Origin of the sequence: Streptococcus parasanguinis (assembly GCF_032163505.1) — a bacterium.
In the GTDB taxonomy this organism is placed as follows: Bacteria; Bacillota; Bacilli; order Lactobacillales; family Streptococcaceae; genus Streptococcus; species Streptococcus parasanguinis_V.
The window spans coordinates 1,073,731-1,093,695 of record NZ_CP134147.1 but is presented as its reverse complement, the minus strand read 5'-3'; the positions used below and the strand labels follow the sequence as shown (position 1 = coordinate 1,093,695).

Here is a 19,965-nt window from a genome sequence, read left to right as displayed (position 1 = left end):
ACATAAAATTAAAACTTATTTGGAGGAAATAACAATGGCATTGAACATTGAAAACATTATTGCTGAAATTAAAGAAGCTTCAATCCTTGAATTGAACGACCTTGTAAAAGCTATCGAAGAAGAATTTGGTGTAACTGCAGCTGCTCCTGTAGCTGTTGCTGCAGCTGGTGCTGCTGACGCAGGTGCTGCTAAAGATTCATTCGATATCGAATTGACATCTGCAGGCGACAAGAAAGTCGGCGTTATCAAAGTTGTACGTGAAATCACTGGTCTTGGTCTTAAAGAAGCTAAAGAACTTGTTGATGGTGCACCTGGTGTCATCAAAGAAGGTGTTGCTGCAGCTGAAGCTGAAGAAATCAAAGGTAAATTGGAAGAAGCTGGAGCTTCAGTTACTCTTAAATAATAGAGTTTCCAATCAAAATGAAAACCGAGGTTTAGGCCTCGGTTTTTTCGTGGATTCTTTCTTTCGTGACTTTTACAAGCCCTGTATCATCAAATATTTCATTGAGATACGACAAGATTATTGCTATAATAGGGATATTCTATGAAATAAGGAGGAGGTATGAAAAATTTTAAACAGTTTCTTTTGGCTTTTGTTGCTGTTTTTGCAGCCGTCCTCTTGGTAGCCTGTGGTCCAAAAAGTGATAATGGGACTTATGTATTCGAACCCACAACAGAAGAAGTGAGGGAGATGCTACCAAGTCAACTTGCTTATATCATTACAGATGATTATAAATTTAAGGTTTCGATTATCATTAAGGACAAAACAGGCCTCATAAAGGTTCAGATAAAATCAAATGTTCAAAATACCAATCTACCCTATGATTTTAAGGTTGATCAAAAAACTAAAACAATTATATTGGAAAGTGAATATAGTAAGACTAAAATTACTTATCAAATTTCTGGTGGGGTATTAACAATTAAAGATGTAAGTGATTCTGACACCTATATAAATTTCATAAAATACGCGAAATTTAAAAAGATCAAATAAAAGAAATGGTAGGCACGGATCCTGCCTTTTTAATCGTTTAATATTAGTTGATAAATATATTACAAGAGTATTACATTTGTAATATTTCATTGCCGTGTGCCTGAATTGTTGATAGAATAGGGTGAATCTAACTAAAAAGGAGAAGTTATGAAAAACTTTAAACGTATTCTTTTGGCTGTAGTAGCTGTTTTTGCAGCAGTCCTCTTGGTGGCATGTGGTGCCAAAAGTGATAACGGGACTTATGTCTACAAACCATCAAAAACTGAAGTGAAGGAGATCCTTGAAGAACAAGGTGCTCCAAGTTCAAGTGTAGATGCATTGATCGACAATGTTAAATTGGAAGTTTCAGTGACCATTAAAGATAAAACAGGTAGCCTTAAAATTAAAGGTGAAATGATGGGACAAAAAACAGACCAATCATTTGATATGAAAGTTGACCAACAAAAGAAAACTCTTCAATCTAAAACAGGTGAAGGTGAGAAGGTTAAATACAAAGTATCTGGAGATGTGTTCACTTTTGATTTATCTGGTCAGAAGAGTTCAGGTCATGAAGCCGCTTTGGAAATGTTCAAAAACGCTAAATTCAAACGTACAAAATAATATAAGAGAAGGGCAGAGAGTATCTGCTCTTTTTCTTCTTTAAAACATCTTGAATCGGTATGAAAATAGTGGTAAAATCTCATTATAAAATACATTAGGAGATTGATTATGAAAAATATTAAACGTATTCTTTTAGCTTTCGTTGCAGTTTTTGCAGCAGTCCTCTTGGTGGCATGTGGTGTCAAAAGTGATAATGGGACTTATGTCTACAAACCATCAAAAACTGAACTCAAGAAAATTCTTGAGGAGCAAGGCTTATCAGGTAGTCAATTAGAGTCTATTGGAGACGTTATTAATTTTGAAGTTTCTATTAAGATCAAAGATTCTAAAGGAACCCTCAGCATCGCGGGTGAAGTCGCTGGTCAAAAGAATGAGCGATCTTATGATGTCAAAATCAATCAAAAAGAGAAAACAATCTCGTCAAATGATGGTAGAGGAGAAAAGATTACATACAAGGTCGATGGTGACTATTTGACATTTGATCTTTCTAAGTTAAGTAATAGCAACCAAGGGGATCTTATGATTCTTAAAAATGCTAAACTCAAACGCACGAAATAATGCAAGTGAAGAGCGGGGAAACCTGCTCTTTTGCTTTACTTTTATGACTAGTTTGGTATAATGAATGAGACTACAGATGGGACTGGGGCAGGAATGATTTTCTTTGAAAATGATTTCGTCTCGCTCCCTCTTTTCTGTGTGATCAAGGTTATTATTTATGGAAAAGGAGAATCATCTATGCTTTATATTTGGTCTTACTTGAAAAAGTATCCCAAGTGGCTAGCCCTGAATCTATTTTCAGCAGTCCTGTTTGTTATTGTCAATTTGGGCTTGCCAACGATTCTAGCTCGCATGATTGATGAGGGGATTAACCCGCGTGATGTGGATCGGCTGTATTTCTGGGGCTGGGTCATGTTTGCGATTATTTTGCTTGGGATCGTGGGGCGGATTATCTTGTCTTACGCGGTTGGCCAGCTAACGACCACCATGGTTCGAGATATGCGCAATGACCTCTATGCTAAGTTACAGGAGTACTCGCATCACGAGTATGAGCAAATCGGGGTATCGTCATTGGTCACTCGCTTGACTTCTGATGCCTTTGTTTTGATGCAGTTTGCGGATTCTATGTTGAAGATGGGGGTCATTACACCCTTGATGATGGTTTCCAGTGTTCTCTTGATTCTGACGACCAGTCCTTCTTTAGCGTGGATTGTAGCGGTTTCTGTACCATTTCTTGCTGTCGTCGTCTGGTATGTAGCAGTTAAGACACGTCCACTTTCTGAGAAGCAACAAAAGACCCTCGACCATCTCAACCAGTTTGCGCGTGAAAATTTGACAGGGCTTCGTGTGATTCGTGCCTTTGCTCGTGAAGAATTTCAAGAGGATAAATTTGCAGCTGAAAATGAAGTCTACGCAGAGAACTCGAATAAATTGTTTAAACTAACTGGTTTGACAGAACCCCTATTTGTGCAGATCATCATTGCTATGATTGTGGCGATTGTCTGGTTTGCTTTGGATCCTCTTCATGACGGTAGTTTGAAAATTGGGGATCTGGTTGCCTTTATTGAGTATAGCTTCCACGCGCTTTTATCTTTCCTCTTTTTAGCCAATCTCTTTACCATGTATCCTCGGACTGCGGTTTCTAGCCGTCGGCTCAAGGAAATCATGGACATGCCCATTTCGATTGATCCAAATGAGAATGGTGTAACAGAGACAGCATCTCGTGGCTATTTGGAATTTGACAATGTCACCTTTGCTTATCCAGGTGAGACGGAGAGTCCAGTTCTCCATAATATTTCCTTTCAAGCCAATCCTGGCGAAACCATTGCCTTTATCGGCTCGACTGGTTCTGGGAAATCTTCACTTGTGCAGTTGATTCCTCGATTCTATGATGTCACACTTGGTAAGATTTTGGTCGACGGCGTGGATGTCCGTGACTACAATCTGAAAGCCCTTCGCCAAAAGATTGGTTTTATTCCACAAAAGGCCTTGCTCTTTACAGGAACCATTGCTGAAAATCTTCGTTATGGGAAAGAAGATGCTTCTGTACAAGAGCTAGAACAAGCAGCTGAAATTTCCCAAGCCAAGGAATTTATCGACAGTCGTGAGGAACGCTTTGATACGCATTTGGCAGAAGGTGGTAGCAACCTTTCAGGTGGTCAAAAACAACGCTTGTCTATCGCCCGTGCTGTTGTCAAAGAGCCCGATATCTTTATTTTTGATGATTCCTTCTCTGCTTTGGACTACAAGACGGATGCTACTTTGCGGAAACGTCTCAAAGAAGTTACAGGAGATGCGACTGTCTTGATCGTAGCGCAACGCGTGGGAACCATTATGGATGCGGATCAAATTATTGTCTTGGACCAAGGGGAGATCGTCGGTCGAGGTACTCACGATGAATTGATGGAAAGCAATGAGATCTATCGTGAAATTGCCAATTCGCAGCTCGACAGTCCGTCATTAACAGAGGAATAGAAAGGAGAAGCAGATGAAACAAGAACAAAACAGTTTTTCTAGACTATGGACTTACTTGAGAGCCTATCGCTTGGAAGTTTGCTTGTCCATTTTCTTAAAAATCCTGAGTGTCGTCATGAGTGTTGTCGAACCCTTTGTTTTGGGGCTTGCCATTACTGAGTTGACAAAAAATCTCATGGATATGGCAAAAGGCCTTGCAGGAGCTGGTCTTAATACCTCCTATATCGCGATCATTATGACGCTCTATCTATTCCGTGGGGTCCTCTATGAGTTGGGATCTTATTATTCCAACTATTTCATGACCAATGCTGTTCAAAAGACCGTTCAGGATATGCGAAATGATTTGTCTCATAAAATCAATCACATTCCCGTTTCTTATTTTGACCGGCATCAGTTCGGAGATTTGCTAGGACGTTTCACTAGCGATGTCGAAACCGTCTCGAATGCCCTGCAACAATCTTTCTTACAAGTTGTCAACGCCATCTTTACCTTGCTCTTTGTTATCAGCATGGTCTTGTACTTAAACATCCAACTGGGACTAGTGGTCATCTTGTCCATTCCTATCACTTATTTCAGTGCTCGATTTATCATGAAAAAATCTCAGCCTTACTTTAAAGAGCAGGCAGATGTTTTGGGGGCAATGAACGGCTTTGTACAAGAGAATCTAACAGGTTTTAATGTCCTCAAGCTCTATGTTCGGGAAAAATCTTCCCAGGAAGAGTTTCATGATATTACCCATCACCTTCAAAAGGTAGGATTCAAGGCTAATTTCATTTCCGGCTTAATGATGCCGATTTTAAATGGAATTTCAGATTTGACTTATCTCATTATCGCTTTGTTTGGTGGCTTGCAAGTGTTAGCAGGTCGTTTGACTGTCGGGAATATGCAGGCCTTCGTTCAATATGTTTGGCAGATCAACCAACCGATTCAAAACTTGACCCAATTGGCAGGTCAGCTACAAAGTGCTAAGTCGTCTCTAGATCGGATTTTCCAAGTCATGGATGAACCAGATGAAGTAGCAGATGTGACAGAAACCCTCTCTGGAGATTTGACAGGGCAAGTCAGCTTTAAAAGCGTTGATTTCCAATATGTAGTGGATAAACCCTTGATTCGTGATTTCAACCTAGAAGTCAAACCAGGTGAAATGGTGGCCATTGTCGGACCAACTGGAGCAGGGAAAACAACTTTGATTAATCTGCTGATGCGCTTTTACGATGTGACTGCAGGATCGATTACGGTGGATGGTCATGATATTCGTCATCTATCTCGCCAAGATTACCGCAAGCAATTTGGAATGGTGCTTCAGGATGCTTGGTTATATGAAGGAACCATCAAAGAAAACCTTCGATTTGGTAATCTCGAGGCAACGGATGAAGAAATTGTGGAAGCCGCAAAGTCAGCCAATGTCGATCACTTTATCCGGACGCTTCCTGGTGGTTACAATATGGAAATGAACCAGGAGTCTAGCAATATTTCTCTAGGGCAAAAGCAACTCCTAACCATTGCGCGTGCGCTCCTGGCTGATCCTAAAATCTTGATTTTGGATGAAGCGACGTCTTCTGTCGATACGCGTTTAGAGCTCTTGATTCAAAAAGCGATGAAGAATTTGATGAAAGGGCGGACTAGCTTTGTTATTGCTCACCGCTTGTCTACCATTCAAGAAGCAGATAAGATCCTTGTCCTCAAAGATGGCCAAATCATCGAGCAAGGAAATCACCAATCCTTGTTAGCAGATAAAGGGTTCTACTATGAGCTCTACAATAGCCAATTTTCAAATAAAAAAGCGGAATAAGCGCGTGCCATCAAAAGAGGTTTGAGAAAGCATTCTCAGCCTCTTTTTTCTTACTCACTTTTATTACTACATAAAAAGGTTAATATTTCTGCAACAAATTGATACAGAATATTCACACAATTCACCTTGTTTGTCATGATAATTTTTATTAGGATAGAATCGTTGTAAAAAATAAAAGGAGAAATATGTGATGTATCATTTAAACAAAGATATCATTTTTGGCATTCGCAAGTCTAAGCTTGGAGTCTTTTCTGTCGTAATTGCGATCATGGGGGCTTGTTTTTTGACTGGAAAATCTGTGGCAGCTGATCAAGTTGGAGAGCAGGCACAAGTCCAAACACAAGGGCAAGAAGCGACAACTTCTGATCCCGAAAGCTCTCAAGTAGATACCAGTCAATATGGAGCATCTATGCCTTACACCCGTTATGAAGCAGACAAAGGAAACCTCCTTGGAAAGGCAGAGGTAGAGCAGTCTCAAGACAGTCACTCAACAGCTATTGAAGCTTCTGATCAGACTTATGTCGCTTTAAAAGAAAAGGGAGATGGTGTTTCCTTTAAGGTCAATGAACCAGCCAATGCTTTAACCGTACGCTACACGGTACCAGATGGCGCAAGTGGACAACTCGATGTACAGGTGAATGGTCACAGTGTTCAACAATTGGATCTTTCATCTACGTCTAACTGGCAGTACTTGAATGACAAAGGTGTACACGATAGTTCCCAGGCGGATACACTCGCTCGGTTCCAATTTGATGAAGTACACAGCCTACTTCCAGGAGTTCAGCTTCAAAAAGGAGATGTGGTTTCACTGGTGAAAAACAAGTCAGACGACGTCCATTATGGCCTTGACTTTGTGGAATTCGAGCAAGCTCCAGACCCGATTGCTCAAGGGGACAATGCTATCAATATTGTTTCTAAAGGAGCTACGCCAAACGACGATACTGATGACAGCAAGGCCCTCTATGATGCGATTTATGAAGCTAAACAAACCGGAAAGAATGTCTATATCCCAGCTGGGCGATTTAATCTCAATCGAAAAGTCGGTATCGATGCTTCTGATATGAAGATTTCAGGGGCTGGTATCTGGCATACCCAACTGCATTTTACTAGTGACCAAGCTGGTGGCGGTGGATTTGACTTCCTTCACCAAGACAACCATGTTGAATTTAGCGATGTCTATCTGTCCTCCAACCTTCGTTCACGCTATGGTGAAAATGCTCAGTACAAGGCCATTTCTGGAACGCCAGGGAAGAACTCTCATATTCACGATATTTGGGCCGAACATTTTGAAGTCGGCATGTGGATTGGCGATTATGCTGGAAAAAATGATATGAAGTACACAGATGGTCTAGTAGTAGAAAATGTCCGTTTGCGCAATAACCTGGCTGACGGAGTCAACTTTGCCCAAGGGACTAAGAATTCGATTGTCCGCAATTCTAGTATCCGTGGGAATGGAGATGACGGACTAGCCAGCTGGTCAAGTATTGCGGATGGAACAGAATCAGCAGTAGCAGAAAACAATAAATTCTTGCACAATACGATTGAACTTGGTTGGCGTGCTGGTGGTGTTGGGATCTTTGGTGGAAAAGGCCATGAGATTGCCTACAATCGGATTAAAGACAATATCGGGGATGCCGGAATTCGCTTGACGACTGTCTTTAAGGGTCATAACTTTGATCTGAATGAAGAAGGAATTCGGGTTCACCACAATCTCTTGGAGCGTACAGGGACGAAGAGCGATATCTACAACAAGCATCGTGGATCGATTGATGTTGAAACGCGCTATGGAGATATTAAAAATGTCACCATTGAGGACAATGTATTTGTAGCGCCATTTGATACAGGTGTGACTGATCACCTCAATCCAAATGGAGGTATCCTAAACCATGTCGAAGTCAGTAACAATCAAACCATGAGTCAACTCTCTCATCCAGCTCAAGCAGGATTATCTGCCTCTACTTCAAAATCAGCTGGACAAGCCTTGAAAGTGAAAGAAAAACCCCTTCAAGTAAGCGCAGTGAAAGCTTCCCTTCAACCATCGAAAGTTCAACCGTCTAAAAAACAAACCGGTCTGAATCTTAAACAAGCAAAGACAGTTACTAAAACAGTCAAACCTAACTATGTCTTAAAAGCAACAAATTCCAAGCAAAAGAGCTTTTTGAAAGCTCCGAGTGCTTTATTCCTTTACCGGATGATGGGGTTAAGTCAAACGGTTTAAGAAGGATGGAAATCCTGGATACAATTCCAGGATTTTTTGCTTGCTTCTAGTCCTTCATTGACAGTGATAAGGCATATCGGTATACTAGGTATAATCTAATTAGGAGGCCACCATGATGATTCGACCCGTTCAGCTCAGCGATGCAACAGCTATCCGAGCGATTTACCAACCTTATGTAACAGAGACAGCCATTACCTTTGAGGTTGATGTGCCGACTGTCCAGGAATTTGAAAGTCGCATCACAAAAACGCTGACTCAATTTCCTTATTTGGTCGCAGAAGTGGATGGAAAAGTTGTGGGTATGCCTATGCCTCGACCTATTATGCACGCGCTGCCTATGATTGGACCACTGAATTATCTATTTATGTAGCAAAAGAAGCGCGTGGACAAGGGATTGGATCGGCTCTTTATACGGCCTTAGAAGAGGAGTTGCAAGCACGAGGCTACTTACGCTTTCTGGCTTGTATCGCGGTTCCGAACGAAGCGAGCATTTCCATGCATGAAAAGCGAGGGTATGTCCAAGTGGCTCATTTTCCAAAAATTGGCTATAAGTTTAACAAATGGCATGATATCATCTGGATGCAAAAGACCATAGACGGTCCTGTTAGAAAAATACAGTAGAAATCACGACATTTGTAAATCGCAATAGTTAATTATCCCTGACTTTTTCATAGGCTAAAATGATACTAAAAAAATTACTGAAAGAGACCGGAAAGTTGTGATGGTCTCCCCTACATGAAAGGAGCCTTTATGACTGAAGAACAAAGTGCTAGGCTGTTACCTCAAAAACCCTCCAGATGGGCCAAAATTCTACTTAACCGAAAGGTTCCCATTCTTCTGTTCTTCTTACTGGAATTGGCCTTTCTTGTCTTTTCATATCTCAGTCTACAAGAGCATTTCCCATCCATTATCTTATGGGAACACTTGTTGAGTGTCTTGACCTTCTTTTACTTGCTCAATCGTTCCATGGATTCTCGTTCCAAACTGTCCTGGGTGATTATCATTGCCCTCTTTCCAATTTTTGGGACGGCTCTGCTTTACTTTTCGTTAGCTGATTTGGGTGTGAGACGCTTGAAGAAGCGGCTTGAGGATGCTACAGTGCAGGCATCTGACTATCTAAGCACCGATCCAGAAGTTGCTGATTATTTATCCCAAAGTGATAGCCAATTACAGAAATTAGCTTATTTTCTGGAGCATAGTCCAGCCCAGTTTCCTATCTACAGAGACACAGAGGTCACCTATTTTCCACTTGGAGATGACATGCTACCAGCCTTGTTGGAGGATTTGAAAAAGGCGGAACGTTATATCTTTATGGAATATTTCATTATTGACGAAGGGATCATGTGGGGCGAGATTTTAGCCATTTTGGAGGAGAAGGCCAAGGCAGGTCTGGATGTTCGTGTCATGTTTGATGGGATGAATGAGATGACTACCTTGTCCTACGATTATATCGAGCGATTGCACAAGGTTGGGATAAAAGCTCAGACCTTCTCACCAGTCAAGCCCATTCTATCAACCTATTACAATTACCGAGACCATCGAAAGATTACAGTGATTGATGGTCAAGTTGCTTATACTGGTGGCGTTAATATCGCTGATGAGTATGTCAATAAACTAGAACGCTTTGGTCATTGGAAGGATACGGCCCTTCGATTAGATGGTTCAGCAGTTCAATCGCTGAAAGCTCTCTTTTTGACCATGTGGAAAGTGACTGGAATAGAGGATAAAACGGATATGGAGCACTATCTACAAGAAAAACCTCAAAAAAGAGAGGGTCAAGGCTTGGTTCTTCCTTATGGCAATTCACCGTTGACCTACCACAAGGTTGCAGAAAATGTTTATTTACATCTTCTGAATACATCTACTAATTATGTCTATATCATGACGCCGTATCTGATCTTGGATGATGAATTGGTTCGAGCCATGACATTTGCGGCCAGACGAGGTGTGGATGTTCGTATCATTATGCCAGGGATTGCAGATAAACAGTATGCCTTTGATATTGCGACGACCTATTTTAAAGCCCTCTTGGATGCTGGGGTCCGTATTTTCCGTTATACCCCAGGCTTTGTCCATGCTAAGGTTTATGTTTCTGATAGCCAACAAGCTGTTGTAGGAACCATTAACACAGACTACCGAAGTCTCTATCAAAATTTCGAAGATGGGGTTTATCTCTACAATAATCTGGAAGTGCTTAAAATTGAAGAAGATTTTGAGAAAACCCAGGCTCTCTCAGAGGAAGTTACTCTGGAAAGTTTGTCAAAAATGCCTATGGCTCATCGTCTAGGTGGTTATCTCTTTTCTCTGATTGGACCTTTGATGTAAAAAAGGAGGAATCATATGGATACAAAAATTCTTTTGAAATTGTTAGAAGACCAAGCTGATCCAGCGAAAGTCCCAGCAATGGAAGCTTATATGAAAAATAAATTCAGCTTTCTTGGCGTTCAAAAACCAATTCTCAAAAAGATTGAAAGAGATTTTTTTAAGCTTTTCATAAAGAATCCAATTGATTGGGCTTTTGTGGAAGAGTGTTGGCAGCAACCCTACCGTGAGTTCCAATATATTGCTATGGATTATCTGGATAAAAAGAAGAAGGAGCTTAGACCTGAAGATTTTCCAAAGCTAAAGGAATTGGCTCAAACCAAATCATGGTGGGACAGTATAGATCAATTGGACCTTATCATCGGAGAGATTACTTTTCACTATCCAGAAACAAAGCAGGTTATGCTGGATTGGAGTAGGGATCAGGACTTTTGGTTGAGGCGGATTGCCATTGATCACCAGCTTATGAGGAAAGAAAAAACAGATACGGATTTGTTAGAAAAAGTGATCCTCAATAATCTAGGTCAAAGCGAGTTCTTTATAAATAAGGCAATCGGCTGGAGTTTACGCAATTATTCTAAGGTTAATCCGGATTGGGTAGGGGCCTTTATCGACCGCTATCGAGAGCAGTTATCTCCTTTGAGTATTCGAGAAGGAAGCAAGTACCTACCTTCTTGACAGTTTGTGGATGTTCATGGTAAACTAGATTTATGCGATGAGTCGATTGGCTCTTAGGAGCCTTTTGCGCTGAGGAGGTCTACATTCAATTGTAACGCAGGAGCGGACCTTGAACAGTTGTGTGAACCGGCTGTTCTCACTGAAAGGTGCCTCGAATCCTGGTCTTCGGATCAGGATTTTTTTGTACCTTTTAAGAAATGAAAACTATTATAATACAGTTGCTACAAAGTTATGTTGGTGTTATAATATAGTAAAGTGCCTCGTGTCAGAAAGGAGTGGAGTTGATTGGGAGATTTCTATCATTCTAATGATTCAGCATCTACAGACTATTCGCAGAAAATTGAGGATCTTGAAAACTCCAAACAATTTCAGGATGCCATCGGATTGATTCGAGAACAGATGAAGAACAATCTTCAGTGGAATGTTTTGCGATCTTTTGGTATTATTTGCGCCATACTGTCTCTCATTTTATTGCGTTTTGCAGCTATTCCTTTGATCCTTTTAGTTGTTGGTTTGTATTATTGGCCACAATATAAAAAAAGAAAAGCCTTGTTTGGGGATCGAATTCGTTCGAACGATGAAATCTATCTTGATGATATCTTGTCGCCTGTATTAAAGGAAGTTTTTCCTAAGGCTTCGATCAAAGAGGACGGTTCCATCCCTTCTGAAGCTCTCTCGCATTTATGTCCTCGGTCGACTGATTTTCTGTGTTTCAAAGAGCTATCATTTCATGATGACAAAGAGCTGACGGTGTCAAATCTCTATGCCCATCATACAGAGACTCGTTACCGGACATCTAATGGTCATACGAGGACGGAACATGTGGAAGTTACAGATTTCCTTGGACAAGTGTTCTCTTTATGTCTACCGATCAATTTCTCGGGTCATCTTCGGGTGGTTCCGACCAAGAAATCATTTCTTTTTAAGAGGGAGGTGAATGGGGTTTATCCTGGAGCCAGAGGGGATGAAGTTCAGATTGAAACAGAGGATATTCGCAATAACGAAAATTACAATATCTACTGCACGGATGAACTGTCTGCCCGTAAATTTCTCACCCCTAAGATGTTGGAATGGTTTGATCGACAAATTTCTCAAAATGCCATGTGTGTATTTTTGAAAGACAAGAAACTATTTATTTCTTTGTATACCGATCGCTATATCTTTCCGACGCCCCAAAAACCGGAAGATATTGATCAACTATCTTTGGTATCTGAATATCATAAATTATGCAAAGAACTAGCTTTAATTAAGGAAATAACAGCAATTTTTGAAGGAGAAGCATCATGAATCTCATTATTGGAATCATCCTATTATTTCTTGCCCTATTGGCCATTTGGTTTATTAGTGTAGGAAATCGCCTCAATCGTTATCTAGTAACCATCGAAGAATCAAAGAGAACGGTTGATATCGTTCTCGTAAAACGCTATGATACCATTTCGGAAATGCTAAAAGTAGCCAAAGCCTATGCCAAACACGAGCAAGAGATTTTTACTGATTTAGTTGCTTTACGCCAAGGAGCGACTATTCAAGAATCCAACCAAGTCATTACCAATCAAAATGATGTCTTGGCACAAATTCGTGCAGTCGGTGAAAACTATCCAGAGCTCTTGTCTTCTAACCAATTCTTGGCCTTGCAAAAGGAAATTGCTGACGAAAATGAAGATCTTGCTGCAGCGAAGCGAATTGTCAACAGTAATGTCAGCCATATCAATCAAGAAATTGTTTCCTTTCCGGCGTCTATCGTAGCAGGTGTAAAGGGGATCCATCAAGTTCCATTTCTTGCTGAAGAAACACAAGGTAAGAAAGATTTAAGTGACTTGAACTATGACCTGAACTAACGAGCTATTTATGATAAATAACCATCAACAATCCTGGTCTTAGAATCGGGATTTTTTCCTACTGTTGGTACTTTTCATTTATGCCAAAAAATTGTATAATGGTACAAATACTCAATTTTTAGAAAATTTTGAAAGAGGATTTACTATGGGATACACAGTTGCTGTTGTCGGTGCTACAGGTGCCGTTGGTGCTCAAATGATCAAAATGTTGGAAGAATCTACTCTTCCAATCGATAAAATTCGCTACCTTGCGTCAGCACGTTCTGCAGGAAATGTCTTGCAATTTAAAGGGCAAGACGTGACCATCGAGGAAACGACTGAAGATGCTTTTGAAGGGGTTGATATTGCTCTCTTCTCAGCTGGTGGTTCAACATCTGCCAAATATGCACCTTATGCGGTAAAAGCAGGCGCAGTAGTGGTTGATAACACTTCTTATTTCCGTCAAAATCCGGATGTACCTTTGGTTGTTCCTGAAGTGAATGCCCATGCTCTTGATGCTCACAACGGAATCATCTCTTGTCCAAACTGTTCAACCATTCAAATGATGGTAGCTCTTGAGCCAGTTCGTCAAAAATGGGGCTTGGACCGTATCATCGTATCTACTTACCAAGCTGTTTCAGGTGCTGGTATGGGAGCTATTCTTGAAACCCAACGTGAGTTGAAAGAAGTCTTAAATGATGGAGTTAATCCACGTGATGTTAAAGCAGAAATCTTACCTTCAGGTGGAGATAAGAAACACTATCCAATCGCCTTCAACGCTCTTCCACAAATTGATGTCTTCACAGATAATGACTACACATACGAAGAAATGAAGATGACAAACGAGACTAAGAAAATTATGGAAGACGATAGCATTGCTGTTTCAGCAACTTGTGTGCGGATTCCAGTCTTGTCAGCTCACTCAGAGTCAGTCTACATTGAAACAAAAGAAGTGGCACCAATTGACGAAGTGAAAGCTGCTATTGCAGAATTTCCAGGTGCAGTCCTTGAAGATGATGTTGCTCACCAAATCTATCCTCAAGCAGTCAATGCTGTAGGTTCACGTGATACCTTCGTTGGACGGATTCGTAGAGACTTGGATGCTGAAAAAGGAATCCACATGTGGGTGGTTTCAGATAACCTCCTTAAAGGAGCTGCTTGGAACTCAGTCCAAATCGCAGAAACCCTTCATGAACGTGGACTCGTACGACCAACAGCTGAATTGAAGTTTGAATTGAAATAGGGAGCAAAACAGAAATCAGTAACTCGAAGAGTTTGATTTCTCCTTAGCTAACTAGCAAATCAACTTGTTTTATAAACAGATCATGAGGCAAAGGCAAGCAGGCCCCAGCCTCTTTCTTATATAGAGAAAGGTTTTTTCTATGTCTTATAATGATTTGAAAGATTGTAAAATCATCACTGCATTTATCACTCCCTTCCATGAAGATGGAACCATTAATTTTGACGCTCTTCCTGCCTTGATCGAGCACCTCTTGGCACATCATACAGATGGGATTCTCTTAGCTGGAACGACTGCAGAAAGTCCAACTCTGACCCACGATGAGGAATTGCAACTCTTTGCGGCCGTTCAAAAGATTGTCAATGGACGGGTCCCTTTGATCGCTGGTGTCGGAACCAATGAAACCCGTGACTCGATTGAGTTCGTTAAAGAAGTGGATGCTTTTGGTGGCTTTGCAGCAGGATTGGCTATCGTCCCTTACTACAATAAACCATCCCAAGAAGGAATGTATCAACACTTTAAAGCGATTGCGGATGCATCTAATCTTCCGATTATTATCTACAATATTCCAGGGCGCGTGGTAGTAGAAATGACACCTGAAACCATGCTTCGTTTGGCAGAGCACCCAAATATCATCGGGGTCAAAGAGTGTACAACCCTTGCTAATATGGCCTATTTGATTGAACACAAGCCAGAAGAATTTCTCATCTATACAGGGGAAGATGGAGATGCTTTCCATGCGATGAACCTTGGAGCTGATGGAGTGATCTCAGTGGCTTCTCATACAAATGGAGATGAAATGCATGAGATGTTCCAAGCGATTGAACACAACGATATTAAAAAGGCTGCGGCTATCCAACGTCAATTTATCCCTAAAGTCAATGCTCTCTTCTCTTATCCAAGCCCAGCTCCTGTCAAAGCTGTCTTAAACTATATGGGCTTTGAAGCAGGGCCAACTCGTTTGCCATTGGTGCCAGCACCGGCAGAAGAAGCGAAACGTATCATCAAGGTTGTAGTAGATGGGGATTACCATGCTACTAAAGAGATCATTACGGGAGTCCTTCGTCCGGATTATTAATAAAATTGTCATGAGGAATGTATGTCAGAGTTAGAGAAAACAGAGTTAGAAAAAACGGATTCAGAAAAATCAGAACTAGAAAAATTTAAAGAACGTCATGGTCTTGAAAAGTTAGATGGTGTGATGATCCATGATAAACCGACCATTAAAACAGGCGAAAAAGCTGGATGCATCGGCGCTCTCTTACTTTTAATTGGATTTGGTACAGGAATTATTTTATTGCTCCTTCATTTCATATTTGATTTCGATTCCAAGTTACTCAATCTTCTTTGGGAAACGGTAGCAGCTTTAGGATTTATTTTTAGTTTAGCAGGAGCTTTTCAAACTGGTCCCCTTACGATTCACCGCTACTCGAGAGAAGCCGACAAGGATAAACATTTTGAAGTTGATAGAGCCTACAATCTCTATAATGTTCTCTATAAACCGACTAAAACAGTCCTTCTCCAATATGATAGTGACGAAGATCAGCTGATTGCGGTCAATGCTGGTGGTGAACTACTCGTGGAACTCCTTAGAAAAGTAGAGATGGAGAAGTTAGCTCTGAAGAAAATTTTGAAGACCTTCCGTTTGGATCATGTCTCTGACCATCTTTGGAGATTGACCTACAGCTATAAAAAAGAAGATGTGGTCATGGAAAAAAGTGATCGTTAGATTTTTTCATCCAATCATCTACTCTAAGTCCTGAAAAGAGCTTTGATTCTTGGCAAAAAAATTATATAATAAAGTAGTAGGTCTTCATTTCTTTCTAAGGGAAATGGAGTATTCATGAAAATTTAAACATAAAGGAGACTCCGATGGAAGTCATTAAACGTAGTGGAGAAGTGGTTGAATTCAACCCAGATAAAATTTACCAAGCTATTTTGAAAGCTGCGCAAGTTGTCTATGTTTTGACAGATGATTTGCGACAAAACCTAGCTCAAGTGACCAAGAAAGTTGCTATGGATTTGGATGAAGCCCAAGTAGAACGCGCAACCATCAGTATGATCCAATCATTAGTGGAACAACGTTTGCTGGGAGCGGGTTATATTACCATTGCAGAACACTACATTTCTTATCGCTTGCAACGTGATTTGGAACGGAGTGGCTATGGTGATCATATCGCCGTGCATTTGCATTTTGAGCAAATTCGCTAGAATACTAATAGAAGTTACTTCGGTAGCTTCTTTTTAGTATTTTTCTTAATCACAGTGATTTCAGAAAACATGGTATAATAGAAGAGATTGAACTGGAAAGGAATGGAGAACATGGCAACTATACAATGGTTTCCTGGACACATGTCCAAAGCTAGAAGACAAGTACAAGAAAATTTAAAATTTGTGGATTTTGTGACGGTTCTGGTAGATGCTCGTTTGCCCCTATCAAGCCAAAATCCCATGTTAACGAAAATTGTTGGTGATAAGCCCAAATTAATGATTTTGAACAAGGTAGACTTGGCAGATCCTGTGGCAACAAAAGAATGGCAGGATTATTTTGAGTCACAAGGGATCAAAACCTTGGCTATCAACTCCAAAGAGCAATCTACGGTAAAAAAAGTAACAGATGCTGCTAAGAGCTTGATGGCCGATAAAATTGCCCGTCAAAAGGAACGGGGGATTCAGATTGAAACCCTTCGGACCATGATCATCGGGATTCCTAATGCTGGGAAATCAACTTTGATGAACCGCTTAGCAGGGAAAAAGATTGCTGTTGTCGGAAATAAACCGGGGGTAACCAAGGGGCAACAATGGTTGAAAACCAATAAGGATCTCGAAATTTTGGATACCCCAGGGATTCTCTGGCCTAAGTTTGAAGATGAAGAAGTGGCCTTAAAACTTGCTTTAACAGGCGCCATCAAAGACCAGTTGCTTCCAATGGATGAAGTGACCATCTTTGGTCTTAACTATTTCAAAAAGCACTATCCAGCTGTTTTGCAGGAACGTTTTAAACAAATGGATCTGGAACAAGAAGCTCCTGAAATCATTATGGAAATGACCCAGAAATTAGGATTTCGTGAGGATTACGACCGTTTTTACCAACTCTTTGTTAAAGATGTTCGCGATGGGAAATTGGGACGGTATACGCTGGATCGCGTAGGGGAAATTGATGGCAACCATTAAGGAAATTAAAGAACAATTAGCAAACATCCAGCGGTTAGACGATCCTTTATTGGCTGAATTGGAACAGGATAGCCGATCTGGTGTGATCCAAGCGATCGCAAAACGAAAACGCGAACTCCAAAAACAAGTGGATGAAGACTTGCGTTTGGAAAAAATGCTAGCCTATGAGAAAGAACTTTATACTCAAGGGATTCAGCTTATTGCAGGTGTGGATGAAGTAGGGAGAGGTCCTCTGGCTGGCCCTGTCGTCGCAGCAGCCGTCATTCTGCCGGAAGATTGTAAGATTTCAGGACTCAACGATAGTAAAAAGATTCCAAAATCCAAACACAAGGAAATCTATGAGGCTGTGCTCCAAAACGCCGTTGCGATCGGAATCGGCATCAAGGACAATCAAGTGATTGATCAGGTTAATATCTATGAAGCTACGAAGCTAGCCATGATGGAAGCTATTGGTCAGCTAGAGCCTCAACCCCAGCATCTTTTGATTGATGCCATGAAGTTAGATCTTCCGATTCCCCAAACTAGTATCATCAAAGGGGATGCCAACTCCTTATCCATTGCTGCAGCATCCATCGTAGCTAAGGTAACTCGGGATCAGATGATGGAAGAGTTTGATCGAGAATATCCAGGTTATGATTTTGCTCAGAACGCTGGCTATGGGACGGTTAAGCATCTGGCTGGCCTCGACAAGCTGGGAGTGACACCTATTCATCGGCGTTCATTTGAACCTATCAAATCAATGTGTGAGGATTAGGCTATGCTATTTACCATCGATATCGGAGGAACCTTTATAAAGTATGGTCTGATGGATGCGGACTATCAATTGGTTCATACAGACAAGATTTCAACACCATCTACGATTGAGGAGTTTTGGCAAGGATTAGAAGAAATCGTTGCTCCTGTACGGGAAGAAATCGAGGGAATCGCCATTTCATGCCCTGGTGAGATCCAAAAGAGCCTTGGCTTTGTCTTTCGAGGTGGTCTCATTCCATATTTGCGCGGCATTCCTCTAGCAAGTAGACTCGAACGAACATTTCAAGTCCCTGTCACTGTTCTCAATGATGGAGAAGCTGCTGGTCTAGCGGAAGCAAGGCTTGGTAACCTAAAAGCTTGTCCTTGCGGTGCGACCCTGGTCTTAGGGACAGGAGTTGGCCTTGCTCTTCTTTCTAACGGTGACCTATTGAGAGGATGGCAACTGACAGAATACATTCGGTCTATTGATAAGACAGAAAGAAAACCAGAAAATCGCCGCTTTCATCGCGAACTTTTTTTGCAAGGCATTTCCAATCTTTTGGAAAACACCGGTTCTGCTGTTCAATTTATTGAGAAAGCTAGTCACATCTTGAACCTAGAAAAGGCAGATGGTGTAGCTGTTTTCAAGGCTCTTGATCAAGAGGGCCATGCGGAGCTGACATCCTTGTTTCAGGCCTATTGCCATGATATTGCAATTCTGATTTTTAATCTTCAATCTTTGCTGTTACTTGAGAAGGTGACAATTGGAGGAGGCATTAGTAGCCAACCACTACTAATCGATGAAATCAATCACCAATACCATGACCTGCTCTCTCAAAAAGGGCATAAACAATTTGAGGCCTTGCCCATCCAATCGGCTCGCTTCCATAATGAAAGTAACTTGATTGGTGCCGCATCTTACTTTTATTCATCTACAAATGAAAAAAAGTTCTAGAAATAGAGCTTTTTTTCCTTTCTTTTGCGAATAAATAAGTGAGAGGAAGTAGAAGGTGACCATGGAGAAATTTGAAATTTTTAAATTAAAAGAAGCCGGTTTATCAAATGAACAAGTCTTAAGAGTCTTGGACTACTGTAGGAAAGACCAAGCCTTACCATGTTTAGAAGAGATAGCAAGGATCGCTCGCTGTCGCAGCACTCTTCATTTTGTAGACAAATACCGGCAGCTGGATGAAGACCATTTACACAAGGAGTTTGAACGGTTCCCATCTCTATCCATTTTTGATCCTGAATACCCTGAGGAATTGCTACAGATCTACAATCCTCCTGTACTCCTTTTTTACCAGGGAGATTTGGAATTGTTAACCAGACCGAAGATTGCAGTCGTAGGAGCTCGGGAGACCACGCGAGAAGGGGTTCGTTCTGTAGAGAAGATTATTAAGGAACTTGGGAATGAGTTGGTTATCGTTAGTGGACTTGCTAAGGGAATTGATGCGACAGCTCATTATGCCAGTATACGAAATGGTGGCAAGACCATCGGAGTGATAGGAACGGGACTGGATGTCTTTTATCCTAAGAGCAATCAAAGACTGCAGGCGCATATGGGGGAACACCATCTGATCTTGAGCGAGTATGGTCCAGGTCAGGCACCACTTAAGTTTCATTTTCCTGAGCGAAACCGCATCATTGCAGGCCTCTGTCAGGCTGTAATTGTGGCAGAGGCGCGACTCCGTTCAGGGAGTTTGATTACTTGTGAGCGCGCTATGGAAGAAGGCCGAGACGTTTTTGCTATTCCAGGAAACATTTTAGATGGAAAATCTGCAGGCTGCCATCATCTGATTCAAGAAGGTGCAAAGCTTGTCACCTCAGGCCAGGACATTCTTGATGAATTGAAATACGAATTGTGATTTTCCTATAGGAGAAGTTCCTAGTTGACATCTTTCTTAAAATGTATTAAACTCAATGAGATTT

General features: G+C 41.1%; 18 protein-coding genes and 2 pseudogenes. 19 read left to right on the top strand and 1 reads right to left on the bottom strand.

Annotated features, from left to right (window positions below):
* The first annotated feature begins 34 nt into the window (after nucleotides 1–34).
* From rplL to dapA, 14 genes and pseudogenes are all read left to right on the top strand, one after another.
* A complete protein-coding gene (rplL, locus tag RIN70_RS05655; protein ID WP_003001622.1) occupies nucleotides 35–403 on the top strand; it encodes a 50S ribosomal protein L7/L12 in 369 nt (122 codons plus the stop codon).
* A gap of 159 nt (nucleotides 404–562) precedes the next feature.
* Nucleotides 563–991, top strand: a complete 429-nt coding sequence (locus RIN70_RS05650) for a hypothetical protein (RefSeq protein ID WP_313790430.1) — start codon at nucleotides 563–565, stop codon at nucleotides 989–991.
* A gap of 147 nt (nucleotides 992–1,138) precedes the next feature.
* On the top strand, nucleotides 1,139–1,591 hold the full coding sequence (locus RIN70_RS05645) for a hypothetical protein (protein ID WP_134974371.1): 453 nt from the start codon (nucleotides 1,139–1,141) through the stop codon (nucleotides 1,589–1,591).
* Nucleotides 1,592–1,699: 108 nt separating this feature from the next.
* Nucleotides 1,700–2,149 (top strand): hypothetical protein, encoded by a 450-nt coding sequence (locus RIN70_RS05640; RefSeq protein ID WP_313790429.1) that lies wholly within the window; start codon nucleotides 1,700–1,702, stop codon nucleotides 2,147–2,149.
* Nucleotides 2,150–2,326: 177 nt separating this feature from the next.
* Entirely contained in the window at nucleotides 2,327–4,063 is a 1,737-nt protein-coding gene (locus tag RIN70_RS05635; protein ID WP_313790428.1) for an ABC transporter ATP-binding protein, read from the top strand.
* A 13-nt stretch (nucleotides 4,064–4,076) separates the two neighbouring features.
* Complete coding sequence (locus RIN70_RS05630; RefSeq protein WP_313790427.1) at nucleotides 4,077–5,855, top strand: ABC transporter ATP-binding protein; 1,779 nt, start codon at nucleotides 4,077–4,079, stop codon at nucleotides 5,853–5,855.
* A gap of 190 nt (nucleotides 5,856–6,045) precedes the next feature.
* Nucleotides 6,046–8,073, top strand: a complete 2,028-nt coding sequence (locus tag RIN70_RS05625; protein ID WP_313790426.1) for a glycosyl hydrolase family 28-related protein — start codon at nucleotides 6,046–6,048, stop codon at nucleotides 8,071–8,073.
* A gap of 112 nt (nucleotides 8,074–8,185) precedes the next feature.
* Nucleotides 8,186–8,694 (top strand): annotated as a pseudogene (locus tag RIN70_RS05620) (N-acetyltransferase family protein).
* A gap of 129 nt (nucleotides 8,695–8,823) precedes the next feature.
* Nucleotides 8,824–10,398, top strand: a complete 1,575-nt coding sequence (cls, locus tag RIN70_RS05615; RefSeq protein ID WP_313790425.1) for a cardiolipin synthase — start codon at nucleotides 8,824–8,826, stop codon at nucleotides 10,396–10,398.
* Between the two features lie 15 nt (nucleotides 10,399–10,413).
* A complete protein-coding gene (locus RIN70_RS05610) occupies nucleotides 10,414–11,073 on the top strand; it encodes a DNA alkylation repair protein (RefSeq protein WP_313790424.1) in 660 nt (219 codons plus the stop codon).
* A gap of 285 nt (nucleotides 11,074–11,358) precedes the next feature.
* A complete protein-coding gene (locus RIN70_RS05605) occupies nucleotides 11,359–12,360 on the top strand; it encodes a DUF3137 domain-containing protein (RefSeq protein WP_313790423.1) in 1,002 nt (333 codons plus the stop codon).
* Complete coding sequence (locus tag RIN70_RS05600) at nucleotides 12,357–12,911, top strand: LemA family protein (protein WP_150906131.1); 555 nt, start codon at nucleotides 12,357–12,359, stop codon at nucleotides 12,909–12,911. Before RIN70_RS05605 ends, RIN70_RS05600 begins: the two co-directional genes overlap by 4 nt.
* A gap of 145 nt (nucleotides 12,912–13,056) precedes the next feature.
* Complete coding sequence (locus RIN70_RS05595) at nucleotides 13,057–14,133, top strand: aspartate-semialdehyde dehydrogenase (protein ID WP_313790422.1); 1,077 nt, start codon at nucleotides 13,057–13,059, stop codon at nucleotides 14,131–14,133.
* Between the two features lie 139 nt (nucleotides 14,134–14,272).
* Entirely contained in the window at nucleotides 14,273–15,208 is a 936-nt protein-coding gene (gene dapA / locus RIN70_RS05590) for a 4-hydroxy-tetrahydrodipicolinate synthase (RefSeq protein WP_313790421.1), read from the top strand.
* An 8-nt stretch (nucleotides 15,209–15,216) separates the two neighbouring features.
* Here the strand turns inward: dapA and RIN70_RS10340 are convergent.
* A pseudogene (locus RIN70_RS10340) lies at nucleotides 15,217–15,264 on the bottom strand (hypothetical protein); the annotation flags it as partial.
* Between the two features lie 738 nt (nucleotides 15,265–16,002).
* On the opposite strand from RIN70_RS10340, the gene RIN70_RS05580 reads away from it, so the two are divergent.
* From RIN70_RS05580 to dprA, 5 genes are all read left to right on the top strand, one after another.
* Complete coding sequence (locus RIN70_RS05580; RefSeq protein ID WP_003001449.1) at nucleotides 16,003–16,341, top strand: ATP cone domain-containing protein; 339 nt, start codon at nucleotides 16,003–16,005, stop codon at nucleotides 16,339–16,341.
* Between the two features lie 111 nt (nucleotides 16,342–16,452).
* A complete protein-coding gene (gene ylqF / locus RIN70_RS05575; RefSeq protein ID WP_134974381.1) occupies nucleotides 16,453–17,304 on the top strand; it encodes a ribosome biogenesis GTPase YlqF in 852 nt (283 codons plus the stop codon).
* Nucleotides 17,291–18,058: a ribonuclease HII gene (locus RIN70_RS05570; protein ID WP_134974382.1), complete on the top strand. Its 768-nt coding sequence runs from the start codon at nucleotides 17,291–17,293 to the stop codon at nucleotides 18,056–18,058. The genes ylqF and RIN70_RS05570 overlap by 14 nt, the downstream gene beginning before the upstream one ends.
* A gap of 3 nt (nucleotides 18,059–18,061) precedes the next feature.
* On the top strand, nucleotides 18,062–18,991 hold the full coding sequence (locus tag RIN70_RS05565; protein ID WP_134974383.1) for an ROK family protein: 930 nt from the start codon (nucleotides 18,062–18,064) through the stop codon (nucleotides 18,989–18,991).
* Nucleotides 18,992–19,052: 61 nt separating this feature from the next.
* Nucleotides 19,053–19,901: a DNA-processing protein DprA gene (gene dprA / locus RIN70_RS05560; RefSeq protein WP_272144044.1), complete on the top strand. Its 849-nt coding sequence runs from the start codon at nucleotides 19,053–19,055 to the stop codon at nucleotides 19,899–19,901.
* The last annotated feature ends 64 nt before the right edge of the window (nucleotides 19,902–19,965 follow it).